General features: G+C 41.3%; 15 protein-coding genes. 9 read left to right on the top strand and 6 right to left on the bottom strand.

Going from position 1 to position 17,246, the window contains the following annotated elements; genetic code table 11:
* Nucleotides 1–39 precede the first annotated feature (39 nt).
* From HMPREF2926_RS09775 to HMPREF2926_RS09815, 9 genes are all read left to right on the top strand, one after another.
* Nucleotides 40–1,299, top strand: coding sequence for a S41 family peptidase (locus tag HMPREF2926_RS09775; protein WP_070587681.1), 1,260 nt, complete (start codon nucleotides 40–42; stop codon nucleotides 1,297–1,299).
* A gap of 169 nt (nucleotides 1,300–1,468) precedes the next feature.
* Nucleotides 1,469–1,597, top strand: a complete 129-nt coding sequence (locus tag HMPREF2926_RS09780) for a teichoic acid D-Ala incorporation-associated protein DltX (RefSeq protein WP_003002102.1) — start codon at nucleotides 1,469–1,471, stop codon at nucleotides 1,595–1,597.
* A gap of 18 nt (nucleotides 1,598–1,615) precedes the next feature.
* On the top strand, nucleotides 1,616–3,166 hold the full coding sequence (dltA, locus tag HMPREF2926_RS09785; protein ID WP_070587683.1) for a D-alanine--poly(phosphoribitol) ligase subunit DltA: 1,551 nt from the start codon (nucleotides 1,616–1,618) through the stop codon (nucleotides 3,164–3,166).
* Nucleotides 3,163–4,416, top strand: a complete 1,254-nt coding sequence (gene dltB / locus HMPREF2926_RS09790) for a D-alanyl-lipoteichoic acid biosynthesis protein DltB (RefSeq protein ID WP_049492700.1) — start codon at nucleotides 3,163–3,165, stop codon at nucleotides 4,414–4,416. Before dltA ends, dltB begins: the two co-directional genes overlap by 4 nt.
* A 15-nt stretch (nucleotides 4,417–4,431) precedes the next feature.
* Nucleotides 4,432–4,671: a D-alanine--poly(phosphoribitol) ligase subunit DltC gene (dltC, locus tag HMPREF2926_RS09795; protein WP_003002265.1), complete on the top strand. Its 240-nt coding sequence runs from the start codon at nucleotides 4,432–4,434 to the stop codon at nucleotides 4,669–4,671.
* Nucleotides 4,664–5,932 carry a D-alanyl-lipoteichoic acid biosynthesis protein DltD gene (dltD, locus tag HMPREF2926_RS09800; RefSeq protein ID WP_049516102.1) on the top strand — a complete coding sequence of 423 codons (1,269 nt, stop codon included), beginning with the start codon at nucleotides 4,664–4,666 and terminating at the stop codon, nucleotides 5,930–5,932. The genes dltC and dltD overlap by 8 nt, the downstream gene beginning before the upstream one ends.
* 251 nt (nucleotides 5,933–6,183) lie before the next feature.
* On the top strand, nucleotides 6,184–6,408 hold the full coding sequence (locus tag HMPREF2926_RS09805; RefSeq protein ID WP_021154124.1) for a hypothetical protein: 225 nt from the start codon (nucleotides 6,184–6,186) through the stop codon (nucleotides 6,406–6,408).
* A 97-nt stretch (nucleotides 6,409–6,505) separates the two neighbouring features.
* Nucleotides 6,506–8,260, top strand: coding sequence for an aspartate--tRNA ligase (gene aspS, locus HMPREF2926_RS09810; protein WP_070587686.1), 1,755 nt, complete (start codon nucleotides 6,506–6,508; stop codon nucleotides 8,258–8,260).
* 75 nt (nucleotides 8,261–8,335) lie between these two features.
* Entirely contained in the window at nucleotides 8,336–9,277 is a 942-nt protein-coding gene (locus HMPREF2926_RS09815) for a YitT family protein (protein ID WP_021154122.1), read from the top strand.
* A 28-nt stretch (nucleotides 9,278–9,305) separates the two neighbouring features.
* Here the strand turns inward: HMPREF2926_RS09815 and pulA are convergent, their stop codons facing one another.
* The 6 genes from pulA to HMPREF2926_RS09845 form a co-directional block, all read right to left on the bottom strand.
* Complete coding sequence (gene pulA / locus HMPREF2926_RS09820; protein ID WP_070587689.1) at nucleotides 9,306–11,381, bottom strand: type I pullulanase; 2,076 nt, start codon at nucleotides 11,379–11,381, stop codon at nucleotides 9,306–9,308.
* A gap of 8 nt (nucleotides 11,382–11,389) precedes the next feature.
* A complete protein-coding gene (locus tag HMPREF2926_RS09825) occupies nucleotides 11,390–12,373 on the bottom strand; it encodes a LacI family DNA-binding transcriptional regulator (RefSeq protein WP_013904333.1) in 984 nt (327 codons plus the stop codon).
* A gap of 11 nt (nucleotides 12,374–12,384) precedes the next feature.
* Nucleotides 12,385–13,197 (bottom strand): DUF1189 family protein, encoded by an 813-nt coding sequence (locus tag HMPREF2926_RS09830; protein WP_070587692.1) that lies wholly within the window; start codon nucleotides 13,195–13,197, stop codon nucleotides 12,385–12,387.
* A 143-nt stretch (nucleotides 13,198–13,340) separates the two neighbouring features.
* Entirely contained in the window at nucleotides 13,341–14,183 is an 843-nt protein-coding gene (locus HMPREF2926_RS09835; RefSeq protein WP_045764049.1) for a sugar ABC transporter permease, read from the bottom strand.
* Nucleotide 14,184: 1 nt separating this feature from the next.
* On the bottom strand, nucleotides 14,185–15,480 hold the full coding sequence (locus tag HMPREF2926_RS09840) for a sugar ABC transporter permease (RefSeq protein ID WP_014714071.1): 1,296 nt from the start codon (nucleotides 15,478–15,480) through the stop codon (nucleotides 14,185–14,187).
* 127 nt (nucleotides 15,481–15,607) lie between these two features.
* On the bottom strand, nucleotides 15,608–16,864 hold the full coding sequence (locus HMPREF2926_RS09845) for an extracellular solute-binding protein (protein ID WP_070587695.1): 1,257 nt from the start codon (nucleotides 16,862–16,864) through the stop codon (nucleotides 15,608–15,610).
* Nucleotides 16,865–17,246: the final 382 nt, after the last annotated feature.

Below are 17,246 nucleotides of genomic sequence, written 5' to 3' on the forward strand. Positions count from 1 at the left end.
AAGTGGTATACTGTTTCTAAAAAATGGAAGGAATCCCTTATGAAAAAGACTGCTATTTTTGAAGATGTCGTCTCTATTATGACCCATGATTCATCTACCATCAAGGATCGAAAAGGATGCGATCTAGAGCCTTTTCGAGAAAACATTACAGATGATATGACAGATGATGCCTTTCTCTATCAAGTTAAGACTTACCTAGCTAGTTTTGGGGTGATCGGGCATGTTTCCTTTCGAGATAAAAAGGCCAGTCCAAAAGGGTTTCTTTTGAGAATAAACGGACAGAAACTGTATGTTGAGGAAGCTAATGAAGATACGGGTCTTCAAGTAGGAGATCAGATCCTAGGTTTGGATGGAAGTGACTTGGATCAGATAGCTTCTCTTCATAAAGACTATTTTATCAGTAAGACCCCTGAAAGACACTACCGAGAATGGGCGGATTTGGTCTCTCAGTCAACGAGTGTCACCCTGCTTCGAGAGGGGATAGAAAAGACCATTGAAGTAGTCCCTAGTCGAGAACCGATCCAAGATCAGATTTTTTGGAAAAGATTAGACGATGAGATTCTTTATCTTCGTCTGGATAACTTTATGGATGAAGGAGCCATTAGTCGGGTATATCAAGAGTGTTTACCGATGATGACGGAAGTCAAGTTTCTTCTCATTGATGTTCGACAGAACGGCGGAGGGACAGATTCTTTATATATCCCTCTGTTACATCTAGGCTTAGAGAAGGATCAGGGCTATGATTCGCTTGACTGGGATGATGATGGCATGGAAATTCTCTACACAGAGCGCAATGTTGACCTGCGCTTGAAAGACTTTGAGGACTGGATGCAACAGGAAGAAATTAGTCCCGAAACAGTTAAGCTACTTGAAGATATGAAAGAGAATTTGATCCACCATCGGGGGAAAGGCTATGTACCGTATCAGCAAGAAAGCGAGGAATTCTTCCCAGAGGTTAGAGGTGGCCACTATCCTGAACAGATCTTTATCTTATCAGATATTTATTGCGCTTCTTCTGGGGATAATTTTGTTCAGATGATGAAGCAGTTTAAGAAGGTAACGGTGGTGGGTCGACCAACTCTCGGGATTTTAGACTATTCTAATTGTTGTACAGTTGATTATGGCAATTTTTGTTTAATGTTTCCCACTTCTCGCTGCTTAAGCGTGGATCAAGGTAAAGGGATGACGGATCAGGGTGTTCTACCCGATATAGAGATTCCTTGGACACCTAGCCATTTCGAGAGAGATGTGGATCTGGACAAGTGTCTGGAGTTGATTCATCAGGGGACTGTGAAATAGAATAGGATTTCAACCAGAAAACTGATTAAAGAAAAATACTTTTGTTAGACAGCTTGAATGATCTGAAATGATAACGTTTTCTACGACATTCTCACTATGTTTAAAATTGCTTACTTGGTATAAAAAATGGTAAAATAGTGAGTAACAATCAAAATGAAGAGTGAAACTTATGAAACATAAAACACTTTATAAATTTATCGGGCAGACGGTCTTGTATTTCGCCATTTTCCTAGCCCTACTTTATTTCTTTAGTTACCTTGGTCAAGGTCAGGGTGGCTTTATCTACAACGAATTTTAGAAAAGGAGACTCCTAACCGTGTCAAACCAACCAATTACTGATATGATCGAGACAATTGAACGTTATGCGCAACTACAACCAGACTATCCGGTTTACAATGTCCTTGGTGAGGAACATACCTATGGCCAATTGAAGGCTGATTCAGATAGCTTGGCTGCCTACATTGACCAAATGGGACTTCCTGAAAAGTCACCTGTAGTGGTCTTTGGTGGACAAGAGTATGAAATGTTAGCAACCTTTGTAGCCTTGACAAAATCTGGCCATGCCTATATCCCAATTGATAGCCACTCTGCCTTGGAGCGCGTGTCTGCCATTGTTGAAGTAGCAGAGCCAAGCTTGATTATCGCCATCAATGAGTTCCCAATTGAAAACCCAGCTGCTCCAATCATGTCCTTGGAGCAAGTGAGTGAAGCTTATGCGGCTCAGCATGCCTATGACTTGCAACATCCGGTCAAAGGGGATGATAACTACTACATCATCTTTACCTCAGGGACAACCGGGAAACCAAAAGGGGTGCAAATTTCGCACGATAACTTGCTCAGCTTTACCAACTGGATGATTACGGACAAGGAATTTGCAACGCCAGAGCGTCCGCAAATGTTGGCGCAACCGCCCTATTCTTTTGACTTGTCTGTCATGTACTGGGCACCGACCTTAGCTCTTGGAGGAACGCTTTTTGCTCTTCCATCAGCTATCACTCAAGACTTCAAACAACTCTTTGCGACGATCTTTTCTCTTCCGATTGCTATCTGGACTTCAACACCATCTTTTGCAGATATGGCTATGCTGTCTGAAGATTTCAATGCTGAAAAGATGCCAGGTATCACCCATTTCTACTTTGATGGGGAAGAGTTGACCGTTAAAACGGCTCAGAAATTGCGCGAGCGTTTCCCAAATGCACGCATCATCAATGCCTACGGCCCAACGGAAGCAACTGTAGCTCTTTCGGCTGTAGCCGTAACAGATGAGATGTTAGCTACTTTGAAACGTCTGCCAATTGGTTATACCAAAGAAGATTCTCCAACCTTCATCATTGATGAGGCAGGCAACAAATTGCCAAATGGTGAGCAAGGGGAAATCATCGTGTCTGGACCAGCCGTTTCAAAAGGTTATATGAATAATCCAGAGAAAACAGCAGAAGCCTTCTTCGAATTTGAAGGTCTTCCAGCCTATCATACGGGAGATGTCGGAACCATGACGGATGAAGGCCTTCTTCTCTATGGTGGTCGGATGGACTTCCAAATCAAATTTAACGGTTATCGGATCGAGCTAGAGGATGTCTCTCAAAACTTGAACAAATCGAAGTATATTGATTCAGCAGTCGCAGTACCGCGTTATAATAAGGATCACAAGGTCCAAAATCTCTTGGCCTATGTCATCTTAAAAGAGGGCGTCAAAGAACAATTTGAGCGCGAAATTGATATCACGAAAGCCATTAAAGAAGATTTAGAAAATATCATGATGTCTTATATGATGCCTTCAAAATTCCTCTATCGTGACAGCCTGCCATTAACACCAAACGGGAAAATCGACATCAAAGGGTTGATTAGCGAGGTTAACAACCGATGATCGAGTTTTTGAAACAGCTCCCTCATTTAGAACACTATGGAACACCGATCTATTTTATCTACCTCATTCTAGCTTTTTTGCCGATTTTTGTGGGCCTCTTTTTCAAAAAGAGATTTCCGGTCTATGAAGGACTGGTGAGTCTGATCTTTATCATTTTGATGCTGACAGGTTCGAATCTCAAGCAAATTTATGCCCTGCTCTTTTACGTAGTCTGGCAAATCTTGATTGTGTATTCCTACAAAATCTATCGTCAGAAAGCGGACAACAAGTGGATTTTCTATCTTCATTCCTTCTTGTCTGTCTTGCCCCTGATCTTTGTTAAGGTAGAGCCAGCGATCAAGAACGGACACCAATCCTTGTTTGGATTTTTAGGGATTTCGTATTTAACCTTCCGAGCTGTCGGAATGATCATCGAAATGCGAGATGGTGTCTTGAAAGAATTCACACTCTGGGAATTCTTACGCTTTATGCTCTTTATGCCGACCTTCTCAAGTGGGCCGATTGATCGTTTCAAGCGTTTTAATGAGGATTATAACGCTATTCCTGAGCGTGAAGAATTATTGGATATGTTGGAGCAAGCTGTTAAGTATATCATGTATGGCTTCCTTTATAAATTTATCCTAGCTCATATTTTTGGCCACTTATTGTTAGGTCATGTGCAGACCTATGCCTTGTCTCAAGGTGGATTCTTCAATATCGGAACGCTGGGAGTCATGTATGTTTATGGCTTTGACCTCTTCTTTGACTTTGCAGGGTATTCCATGTTTGCTTTAGCAGCTTCCAATTTGATGGGGATTAAAAGTCCCATCAACTTTGACCGTCCTTTTAAATCACGTGATTTAAAGGAATTCTGGAATCGCTGGCATATGAGTTTATCTTTCTGGTTCCGTGATTTCGTCTTTATGCGTCTCGTAATGGTACTGATGCGCAATAAAGTGTTCAAGAGCCGGATTACCACCTCAAATGTTGCCTACATTATCAATATGTTGGTCATGGGCTTCTGGCACGGGGTGACCTGGTACTACATCGCTTATGGGCTCTTCCATGGGCTTGGACTGGTCATCAATGATGCTTGGATTCGTAAGAAAAAGACCATCAATAAAGAAAGAAAAGCAAAAGGATTGGATCCTATACCGGACAATCGTTGGACCAAAGCTTTAGGGATCTTTATCACCTTTAACACAGTGATGCTGTCCTTCCTGATTTTCTCAGGATTCTTGGATCAACAATGGTTTCCAAAATTGAAATAAAAGGAGAATAGAAAAATGGATGTAAAATCACAAGTAATTGAAATTATTGACGAATTGTTTATGGAAGATGTCTCAGACATGATGGATGAGGATCTCTTTGATGCGGGTGTCCTTGATAGTATGGGAACAGTCGAATTGATTGTAGAACTGGAAAATCGCTTTGGCATCCGTGTTCCTGTATCTGAATTTGGACGTGATGATTGGAATACTGCGAACAAGATCGTAGAAGGTGTAACGGAGCTTCAGAATGCTTAAGCGTTTGTGGCTGATTTTAGGGCCCGTATTTTGCGCGCTCCTCATGGTAACAGCTTTATTATTCTTTTATCCAATCAATCATAAGCACAACTATACCGAAGAGAAAAAAGCTGCGGTTAGTCTGAATGCAGAAGGATTCAAGAGCCGTACAAAGAAGCAAGAAGCGCTTTCTGATCCACAGCATCGCTTTGTCCCTTATTTCGGCTCCAGTGAATGGTTGCGCTTTGATGTGGTGCATCCAGCAGTTTTGGCTGAAAAATATGACCGCAATTATAGACCCTACTTTTTAGGAGAACGTGGTGCGGCTTCTTTGAACCAGTATTTTGGGATGCAACAGATTTTGCCAGAACTCAAGGACAATACAGCTGTTTATGTAGTTTCTCCGCAATGGTTTACCAAAAAGGGATACGATTCCTCTGCCTTTCAACAATTCTTTAATAGCGATCAGTTGAATAGCTTTATTGCCAATCACCAACAGGATGCTGCATCCCAGTATGCTGCAAAGCGTCTGTTACAACAGTATCCAAATGTCGCCTTTCAAAGTGTTGTAACAAAAATTTCTCAAGGAAAGAAAATTTCCAGATTTGATCAGTCTTTGAACCAGTTTGTTTCCCACCTTGTCCAGCGCGAAGATGCTTTGTTTAGTAATCTTGCAACGCGTACAAACGGGAATTACGATAAGAAGGTCAAAAAACGTCTACAAGATTTACCAGATCAATTCTCATATGAGAAATTGGAAGAAATTGCAACGGCTGAAGCAAAAGTCAAAACCAATAACAACGACCTTGGAATCAGCAATCATTTTTACAATACTCGTTTAAAAATGAAGTTGAAGAAACTAAAAGGTTTCCAAAAAAACGAATCCTATGTTCAATCTCCTGAGTACAATGACTTGCAGTTGGTTCTAGACCAGTTTGCTAAATCTCGGACCAATGTTATCTTTGTCATTCCTCCAGTTAATGCCAAATGGATGAAATACACAGGCTTGAGCCAAGAAAAGTATGAACAGGCTGTTCAAAAGATTCGTTACCAATTGGAAAGTCAAGGATTCACCAATATTGCAGACTTTTCTAAAGATGGTGATCAGCCTTACTTTATGGAAGATACGATTCATATGGGATGGAATGGTTGGCTAGCCTTTGATAAAGCGGTCAATCCCTTTGTCACAAAGGCTGAAAAAGCACCAACTTACCATCTAAATGACCGCTTCTTCAGCAAAGACTGGGCCCAATATAAAGGGACACCAGACGAATTTAAATAATGCTTGATCAAAGGGGGCAGGATCAAATCCTGGCTCCTTGATTTGTGAGGAAAGTGACGAGAAAGTCACAAATAAGCAAGAGAGTTATCCACAGGCTGTGGGAAACTTGCTTGTAAATGGATGAAAGCAAGTCCTGATGCTTCTGACGCTTCCTCTTTTGAGGGGGCAAAAAGTGAAAGTTATCCACATTTTTGTGGATAAGTGATAAAAAACAGTGGATAAGTCAGCTGGTTTGTGAAAAGGAGAATAGTGTGAAAAAAATTTGGTTTTACGCAATCGTTCAGGGAATTGTGATCTTTTTTATTGTGGGTGGCATGACCTATGTGCTTAGGGGAGATTTCTTTTTCCGCTACCTATCCCCTATTTTTGGACTAGCAGCAGCTGTCTTGCGATTTGGGACGGCGACTTTAATGAAGGTGCTAGCACCCACTCTCTACGATGATCCCAAAAAGAAAGAAGAGAGCCACGATAATTAAAGAAGTTGGTGACTGAAAAAGTTGAGCTAAAGGCCACTTTCTGCTGGTCTTTATGGTAAAATAGAAGGAAGAATATTAGTTTGGAGATTAATTAGAAATGAAACGTTCAATGTATGCTGGACGTGTTCGTGAAGAACACATTGGAACTCGTATTACCTTGAAAGGATGGGTTAGCCGTCGTCGTGACTTGGGTGGTTTGATCTTTATCGATCTACGCGACCGCGAAGGGATCATGCAATTGGTGATCAATCCAGAAACAGTTAGTACAGAAGTGATGGCTACAGCCGAAAGCATCCGTAGTGAATATGTTGTAGAAGTGACAGGTCTTGTAGAAGCTCGTGAACAAGCTAATCCAAACTTGCCTACAGGAGCAGTAGAACTCAAGGTAGAAACTATTACGGTTCTCAATACCGCAAAAACAACACCATTTGAAATCAAGGACGGTATTGAAGCCAATGATGATACTCGTCTTCGTTACCGCTACTTAGACCTTCGTCGTCCTGAGATGTTGGAAAACCTCAAACTTCGTGCAAAAGTAACCCATTCAATCCGCAATTACTTGGATGAATTAGAATTTATTGATGTGGAAACACCGTTTCTTTCTAAGTCAACTCCAGAAGGAGCGCGTGACTATTTGGTTCCTTCCCGTGTCAATAAGGGGCATTTCTATGCCCTTCCACAAAGTCCTCAGATTACAAAACAATTGTTGATGAATGCTGGATTTGATCGCTATTATCAAATCGTGAAGTGTTTCCGTGATGAGGATTTACGGGGAGACCGTCAACCTGAGTTTACACAAGTCGACTTGGAAACTTCTTTCTTGAGTGATCAAGAAATCCAGGATATCACAGAAGGCTTGATTTCACGTGTCATGAAAGAAACCAAGGGAATTGAAGTAACACTCCCATTCCCACGGATGAATTATGATGACGCTATGGCCTTGTATGGTTCAGATAAACCAGATACACGTTTTGAAATGTTGCTCCAAGACTTGACAGAGCTTGTCAAGGGTGTAGACTTCAAAGTCTTCTCAGAAGCTCCAGCAGTTAAGGCGATTGTTGTCAAAGGTGCAGCGGATCATTACTCTCGTAAAGACATCGATAAATTGACAGAAGTTGCGAAGCAATACGGTGCAAAAGGTCTTGCTTGGGTGAAATATGCTGAGGGTACTTTGAACGGTCCTGTTGCGAAGTTCTTGACAGACTTGACAAGTGACTTGACAGCTGCTTTACAGTTAGAAGACAAAGATCTAGTTCTCTTTGTAGCAGATACTCTTGAAGTAGCCAATGCAACGCTTGGTGCTTTGCGTGTTCGTCTTGCGAAAGAGCTTGACTTGATTGACAACAATCAATACAACTTCCTTTGGGTAGTGGATTGGCCAATGTTTGAATGGTCTGAAGAAGAAGGACGTTATATGTCTGCTCACCATCCATTTACACTCCCACAAGCTGAAACAGAGCATGAATTGGAAGGAGATCTTTCAAAAGTTCGAGCAATTGCCTATGATATCGTCTTAAATGGCTATGAATTAGGTGGAGGAAGCCTACGGATTAATCATAAAGATTTACAAGAACGGATGTTTAAAGCACTTGGCTTTACAAAAGAAGCTGCTAATGAACAATTTGGTTTCTTGTTGGAAGCAATGGATTACGGTTTCCCACCACATGGAGGATTGGCGATTGGTTTGGACCGCTTCGTGATGCTTCTTGCAGGTGAAGATAATATTCGGGAAGTCATTGCCTTTCCGAAGAATAACAAGGCGACAGATCCAATGACACAAGCTCCTTCTGTCGTTTCTGAAAAGCAATTGGATGAGTTAAATCTTCAAGTAGAACTAGCAGAGCAAGAATAGGACAAGAGAGAAAAGGGAAAGTCTAGGAATCAGTTGCTCTAAGATCTTCCTTTTCTTCTAATCGATGGATTGAAAATGAAAAAAACTCGCTTTCATAAGCTATTTCGCTATCATGTGCGGCGACTAGCTTATAACATTAAATTATTGCGCGTGCTGAAGAGCATCTCCCGTGAGAAGTACGATGAAAAAGTGTCAGCTTCCTTGCTGTATGGTTTTCTATCAGCGATTGCCGTCAACTTCTTCTTTCAACCAGGACATGTATACTCCAGCGGTGCAACAGGGCTAGCTCAGATTTTATCTGTTCTGAGCCAACGCTTTATTGGCTTTACGATTCCCGTTTCCTTGACCTTTTATGCCATCAATATCCCTTTGATGATTGTGGCTTGGTATCAAATTGGCCATAAATTTACCATCTTTACCTTTATTACGGTTTCGATGAGTTCCCTCTTTATTCAGTTCGTGCCAGTGATTACGTTGACCAACGATCCGATCATGAATGCCCTATTTGGTGGGGTTGTCATGGGAACAGGGATTGGTTTTGCTCTTCGGAACAACATTTCCAGTGGGGGAACCGATATTGTCAGTTTGACGATTCGAAAACGGACAGGAAAGAATGTCGGCAGTATCTCCTTTTTGGTCAATGGGACCATTATGTTGATCGCTGGTCTGACCTTTGGTTGGAAGTATGCTCTTTACTCTATGATTACCATCTTCGTATCGAGTCGAGTAACGGATGCTGTCTTTACCAAGCAAAAACGGATGCAGGCAATGATCGTAACGAGCCAGCCGGATGCCATTATTGAAAAGATTCATAAAAAATTGCATCGTGGAGCAACCATTATCCACAATGCAGAAGGAACCTATAACCATCAGGAAAAAGCGGTTCTGCTGACAGTTATTACGCGTGCAGAGTTTAATGAATTCAAATATATTATGAAAAAAGCTGATCCTCAGGCTTTTATCACCATTTCAGAAAACGTTCATATCATCGGACGCTTTGTAGAAACAGAAGAATAAAAATAAAGGTCCCACATTGTGGTGACCTTTATTTTGTTGATTCAGTTTCGTGGAGAAGGAGCCAACTATGGGCAGGAATAGAAAGTTCCTTTCCTTTAGGAATAGGGGTTTTTAGGTTGGCATGAGGATAGGCAAATAACAGCTGACTATCGCTCGGATGTTGATAGGTCTGTTCTTGATCACCGATATTGACAAGAATCGTTATTTTTTCACGATCTTTCTCAATCGTGTAGATCAAATGATGATCAGACAACCATTTGACATCACAGTAGTCGCGAATCTCTTGCCCTTTTTTCAAACGAAGGAGTGGCTGTGATTTCCGATAAGCAATCAATTCTTCAAGAAAAGCAATTTCTTCTTGGCATTTTGGAAGGGATGTCCAGTCCAATTGGTTGAGATTATCTGGTAGATTATAGGTGTTGTCTTCGAGCCCTTTTGTGCGGTAAAATTCTTGACCGGCATGGATAAACGGCACTCCTTGAGATAATAGTACCAAATGAAGCGCGAGACGTGAGAGAGCTTTTCGATCTTCTAAACGAATCTCTTCCTTTTCAAGTTGGAAATAATCAAAAACAGTTGCATTGTCGTGGCATTCGACGTACTGAATGGCTTGTTGCGGTTGGGTGAAATGAGCAGGCCCTAGCTTTCCGACATTCGCCGTTAGAATGTTCGCAAAATCATTCGCAGGATGTTGACTCTCACGACGGTGACCAGCTACAAGTGTTCTCTTGATCGTATCCCGGAAGTTATCACTGAAAAAGCCAAAGGCTGGTAATCGTTTCGAATTATATTGGTGAGCGAGCTGATCTTCAGAGAGGCCTGTATCCATCTTCCACCCTTCCCCATAGAGATAGATGTTAGGATAGATTTCACGGAGTTCTTCTGCAATCTCTGTCATGGTTTGAATGTCTAGGATTCCCATCAAGTCAAAGCGGAAACCATCAAAGCCGTAGAGGGAAACCCATTGTTTGAGGGATTGCTTGATATAGTGTCTCACCATGGAGCGTTCACTTGCTACGTCATTTCCACAGAAGGTTCCATTGGTCCGCTCTCCCTCTGCATTATAACGGTAGAAATAACCAGGAACGATCTGTTCAAAAGCATACTCATCTGCCTGGTAGACGTGATTGTAAACTACATCCATGATAACACTCAGATTGGCCCGGTGATAGGTGTCAATGGTGTCTTGGAGCTCTAGGATTCGTGCATAAGGATCGTTAGGATCACTCGCATAGCTGCCTTCTGGAACATTGTATTGAACAGGATCATAGCCCCAGTTGTAGGCTTTCCATTGATCCTCTTCATCGACACTACCGAAATCGTAAACTGGAAGTAACTGTACATGGGTAATGCCCAGTTTTTGAAGGTAATCAAATCCAAGGATCTGGCCATTTAGTTGGGGCGATTCTGTCAAGCCTTTAAACTTACCAGGATGCTTAAAGCCAGCCTCTTTTTGGACAGAGAAATCACGAACGCTCATCTCGTAAATGATTGCTTCTGTTGGGTCTAATTGACGAGTGGCACGCGTGATAGGACGTGTGATCTTCTTCCGGTCGATGACCAAGCTATCTCCAGAGTTCGCTAAAGAGGATAGAGCATAGGGATCATGAATCCGACGTTCTAGGCCATTGACACGAAACTTATAGTGGTAGGCAGCTCCTTCCCAATCCCCTTTGAGCACGAGTTCCCAGACACCGTTTTCTGTACGATTCATCGGATAGACCTGATCTTCGATATGGAGGGTCACATCTTGCGAAATTGGTGCCCAGAATTTAAATTGCGTCTGACTTGGTGTGTAGAAACTTCCTAGATCTTCTCCACTATAGGTGAAGGTTTGATCAAAAATGGGTTTGCGAACAATTTGACGATAGTGGAGAATAGAAGAATTTCCAGCAGCATCGTAGATGGTGTACTCTTCTCCCAGTTCAAGCGGAATCGGGCTTAAGAAATAGTCTCCTGTATCAGTCGCTCCACTTGACGTTTTGACAGGGATTAAGGCAAGACGACCTTGGTTTGTTTCCAAATAAAAAGGAAGGATATGCTCCTCTCCTTTTTGGATACGAATCAGGTCTTGGTCATCTAAATAAGCAGTAAATGTAGACATAAAGACTCCTAAAGTTTCGTAATGGTATGGTCAATCAATTGACGGTAGCAAACGGTTTTTCCTTCTTTGTGATCCTTGATAATTTGTAGAATTGTCCGAACAGACTCACGTCCGAGTTCCACCGCATTGATGTCAATATAGGCTTCAATATCGAGTCGTGGCTTGATCGAATCAAAGGAAATAATCGGGATTGTCAGCTGGTGTTCTAATAGGTATTGACGCACCCCTTCAGCAACGAGAATATCGGTTGTCATGATGGCATCTAACTCTGCTAGGGGAAGGCTTTCCATCATTTGATAAGAATTGTCTTCCAACATAAAGCCAAATGAGAAATGAACCAGTTTTTCATCCAGAGGAATCCCTGCTTTTTGGAGGGCTTCTTTATAACCTTCGTAGCGGTCTTGAGATACGAACAGTTCTTTGTTTCCCCCGATAAAAGCAATTTTTCGGTAGTTTTGTTGAATGAAATAATCCGTCGCATCAAATGCAGCCTTGATATTATCATTATCCACTAGTGATACAAAAGGTGAAGCTGCCTTTCCGAGAATGAGGAAGGGGAACTTGTCTTTGATCGCAAATTCAACGAGGGGATCATTCGGGTTGGAATAAAGGAAAATCAAACCATCTACACGATTTCCGTAGATGAGTTGTTTGAGGTTGTCGAGCCGCCGTTCTTCATTTTGCCCCGTACAGATTTGGATGGCATAATCATTGTCTGACGCGATCTGGGTAATTCCTCTTAAAACAGTTGGGAAGAAAGGATTCTGGTAGAAAACGTCACTATCGATTGGAAGAACCAAAGCAATGACTTGACTAGATTGGCTGACAAGGCTGCGAGCATTAAGATTGGGATGGTAATCCAACTCGACCATGGCCTCACGGACTCGTTTTTTTGTTTCATCACTAATCGTGGATTTATTTTGGATGACGCGCGTGACAGTTGAAGGCGCGACGCCAGCGAGTTTCGCAACATCTTTGATGGTAACACGCATGAGAAAACCTCCTAGCGGTGATAGTCTGGATCACGGAAGTGGGTCTTATAAAATACCATAGCAAGATAGAGTACAAATAAGACATTTTGGATCATGATCGTCGTAGTAAATACTTGATGGAATAGTAAACTGATGAGGACACTTAGTAAAATAGGAAGCCCCAAGCAATTCAGAATACAATTGAAACATTCCTTGAATGTTTGTAGTGAGAAGAGTCGAGATTTTCGTGTCAAGTAGAGGAAGAAAGATGCCCCTACGATGAGAATCAAATAATTGACTGTCGATAAGAAGCCAGAGAAAATCACGAGAAAGAGACTGACGGGGAGTCGGTTTTCACGGAACCAATCGCTAGAGATAGCTTGAGTGAAGCTTTTTTTATCCCGAAGGCTCTCTTGATTGATAGCCTGGTATGAGATTGTAGCGAGTTCTTTATTTTCTTTTGAGATGATCAACTGTTTGCGATCAAAATGGAGGGTTAACTCCTTGCTCTCGCTGGCCGTTGTTTCTTGGCCTAAGACAACCTGTCCTTTTGAAGTCTTGTGTACAGGGTTAGTTCCTATATAGGTGAGCACTTGGTCTTTGATCACGACGTGTTCTTGGATATCTTTCATAACGTCATTTGATAAGAGATCAAACACATCGCTAACAAAGGTTGTTAAGGGATAGGTTTTGAGTTGAGCATTTTGAAGAGCCACTGGTAATAGTGTGACAGAAATCAGAAAGAAAGAAGTAAAAATCATTTGGAACCAACTCAGCTTTTTGCGGTTTGCAAAAGAAGAGCGGAAATTGAAGATACTTGCAAAATAATTAAAAGGATAGGGCATGAGATGACCTTTCTAAACATAAGAGAATCAGAGATGCAAAGAGGAGTCTCTTTGATTGATTTTATTCTTAACGAAGGGTAGTAAAGCATTCACCATACTACCCTTAACTTAAAAATAAAATGTGTTTGAAATAAGGTTCTATTTTATCCTTTATCCCCACCAGCTGTCAAGCCTGAAACAAAGTTCTTTTGTAGGAAGAAGAATAGAATACAGATTGGAACCGCGATCAAAATGGCACCGGCTGCAAAGAAGGCGATCTTTTGATCTTTTTGGTCACTGATAAAGGTTTGAAGACCAACGGCTACAGTATAGTTTACTTCATCACGAAGCAAGAATTTAGACAAGATATAGTCTCCGAAAGGACCCATGAAAGCCCAGAGTGCTTGAACGGCGATCATTGGACGAACAAGTGGAAGGACAATTTGCCAGAAGCGACGGAAGTGCCCTGCACCATCCAATTTCGCAGATTCATCAAGTGAGATTGGAACGGTATCGAAGTATCCCTTCATCAACCAAGCGTTCATCGGAATACCACCACCAACATAAAGGAAGATCAAGAACCAAGGTTGGTTCAAGGCATTCAGCATCAAAGCCATAACGAAGAAGGCTGTGAGGGCTGCCATGGTTGGAACCATTTGAATAATCAAGAAGAAGACCAAACTTTGCTTACGCGCTAAGAAGTTGTAACGACTATAGGCGTAACCTGCGAAGGTGACAATGCTTGTTTGCACAATCATGGTGATAATGGCGATAACCAAGGTATTCATATACCAAGTCCCATAAGGAGTTTCAGAGAAAAGTTTTGAGAAGTTATCAAAATTAAGATTGCCACTTAAATCAAGTGTAAAGGCACTGACATTCCCTGATTTGAAGGCTGATAAAACCGTAATCAACAATGGATAAATGATAACGATTGAAAGAACCACCATGTACAGGTAAGTCAAGAAATGATTGAGGCGGCGTTTAAATTGAACTGAATTTTTCATTTTATACATCCTCCATATCAAATGCATGTAGTTTCTTGAAGGCAATCATAGAGATTGAGATCACGATTACAGAGATAATCAAGGTTACCGCAGCAGCCATTGAATATTGAGGAGAGGTATTGGTTGTCAACTTATAGATCCAAGAAATCAAGATATCTGTAGATCCAGCATTTCCTCCGACAGAACCGGGTCCCCCATCGTTAAACAAGTAAATGATGGAGAAGTTGTTAAAGTTGAAGGTGTATTGACTGATCAAGGTTGGTGCTGCAACAGCCATAATCATTGGGAAAGTGATGTTGCGGAATTTTTGCCAACCATTGGCACCATCAATATAAGCAGCTTCGTAAAGATCGTTTGGAATCGATTGAAGAATCCCCAAAGTCAAGACGTAGATATAAGGGAAGCCAAGCCAACCTTGCATCATAATCAAAGCGATTTTTGTCCAAGTAGGATCTGTCTTCCAAGGAATCAAGACACCATCTAAGAATGGGAAGATCTTTGCAAACAATGGGATAACTTGGGCGTTGATGGCACCGACACTATCGTTAAACATATTTGAGAATGTAAGGATAGTGATGAAGGCTGGAACAGCCCAAGGAAGCAAGAAGATAACCCCAAAGATTCGTTTTCCTTTTACGAATGGTTGGTTTGCCACAATGGCTGTCAAAATACCGAGTACAATTTGAAGAGTTGATGCTGCGAGAGCCCAAATCAAGGTCCAGCCAAGAACAGATGTAAAGGCTGAACGGAAGGTACTCAAGGTCCACATGTTAGTGAAGTTTTGGAACCCGATCCAATCCAACAAGGTTGTTGGTGCGGTATGTTTGAAGTCATAGTTGGTAAAGGCGATCATCAAGGTAACCAAAACTGGGAAGATAATCGCAAAGGTCATAGCGATATAAGAAGGGATAATCAAAAGATAAGGGAAGCCATTTTCATAGATTGCTTGCACCATTTCTTTTCCAGTTTTTGGAACTGCAATACCATTATTGATACGTTTTGCAACGGTTCCCGCATCCTTAATATTTAAGGCATAGAATAGGAAGTAAACAATGGTAATGATCAAGTGGAAGGCGCCACGAATCAAGATAAAGAGAGAATTATCTTGTCCACGGACTGTTCCAAGTGTAACCAATTTCGTTAATTCTCCAGCTCCGATTCCTAGGAAATAGGCGAGAAAGAGGACGGTTACGGCAAGAAAAATATAGCCTTTGGTTTTTTGTTTGTTATAAATTTGCCCAAGACCCGGGATCAAAGAGAGGCACATAGCCTTTTTTGGGTTTTGTTCTGTAGTCATTCAAATCTCCTTATAATGTCCTTGCTAGAGAGCAAGAAGACAAGTCCGACAGTGAGTTGTACTTGAAAATTGAACATAAGAGGTTGGGACCTTGTCGCCAACCTCTTACTGAAACCTAAAAACTGTCTTATTTGCTACCGAATTTTTGTTCGATGGTTTCTTTAATCAATTTCACTGCATCGTCAGCAGCAGCTTTTGCAGATTTTTTACCACTTACAGCATCGAAAAGCATAGTAGCAGCTGGATCCCAAACAGCACTCATTTCAGAGATGTTTGGCATTGGTTGAGCGTTCTTGAACTGATCAACAACGGCAGTTGTCAACTCATCGTTTTTGCTAACTGCATATTTACGAGCTTCTGTGTTGGCAGGAACTTCATTTGTCTTGTCAAACAAAGCTTTTTGTTGGTCAGTGCTTGTCAAGAAGTCAATGAACTTTTGAGCGCCATCAAGGTTTTTCGCACCTGCTGGGATAACCCAAGCTTTACCACCACCAAAGGCAGAATATTGTTTTCCGTTTGGAAGAGTTGGAATAGTTGCGACACCGTAGTTTACTTTAGCTTCTTTCAATGAAGCAGCTTTCCAAGGGCCGTCGATGATAGCAGCTGTTTTACCTTCTTGGAATTGTGTTTGGATGAAGTTAGCAGCACCTTTTGTATCTTGCAAACCTTTTGGCCATTTAGCATACCAAGTTTTCGCATATTCGATACCGTCGATAGAACCTTGGTTGTTCAATCCAAGATCTTTAGCATCTGTACCATCTTTACCAAATACATAACCACCATTACCTGAAAGCAAACCGTAAGCATAGTAGAAGTTTGTCCAGTCAGCTAAGAAGGCAGTTGTTTTACCAGGTTCGCTAGCAAAGTCGTATTTGCTATCTTTTGCAAGATTTTCAAGGTCACCAAATGTTTTTGGAGCTTCGCTTACAAGGTCTTTATTATAGTAGAGAACCAAAGTTTCGATCACGGCAGGTGCACCGTAAACTTTACCACCGTTTGTTACAAGAGCTTCAGTTGTTTTATCTGTATGGCTATCTTTGTTTAATGTCACTTCAGCTAATTGACCATCGTTACCAAGACCACCTACACGGTCGTATGGTGCCATCATAACGTCTGGAGCTTTTTTAGATTGGTTATCAAGAGAAAGGTTATCCAATCCACCAAGAGCATCGCCAGTTTTGATTTTAACTTTTACGCCATTTTCTTTTTCAAAAGCTTTTGCAGCTTCTTCAACATAAGATTTGTAGCCTTTGTCTACATAGACGTTGATTTCTTTACTTGCCTCAGAAGAACCTGATGAGCTATTGCTACAAGCAGCAAGCAAGAAGCCGGCAAAACCAACTGTACCAAGTACAGCAGCACTACGTAAAATTGTACGTTTCATGATTTATTCCTCCTAAAGAATAAAAAAAGATATTAATTAGAAACCGTTTTAGACAAACGTTTTCCTAAAACGACTTAAGTATATCACAAGACGAAAACGTTTGCAAGTGCTTTTGAAAAAATTTTTTAAAAATATTTTAATTCCGAACTTTCTTCTATAAAATGGATTATTTTGTTGACATTAGCCAAAGGAAAGAATACACTAGGGATGAGGGCGCTCTGAAAAAAAGTTAAAAAGTTTTTTAGAAACCCCTTGCAGAAAATGTGGAAAAAGTTTATAATGACATGGTACGCAAACGTTTTCGCAAAAATTGCGTAAATAGAGTTGCGCCTGTTTGATTTTAACAAAGAGTAGAGCCGCTCGAGAGCTGGATACGACTCTG

This window comes from Streptococcus sp. HMSC078D09 (assembly GCF_001813675.1).
In the GTDB taxonomy this organism is placed as follows: Bacteria; Bacillota; Bacilli; order Lactobacillales; family Streptococcaceae; genus Streptococcus.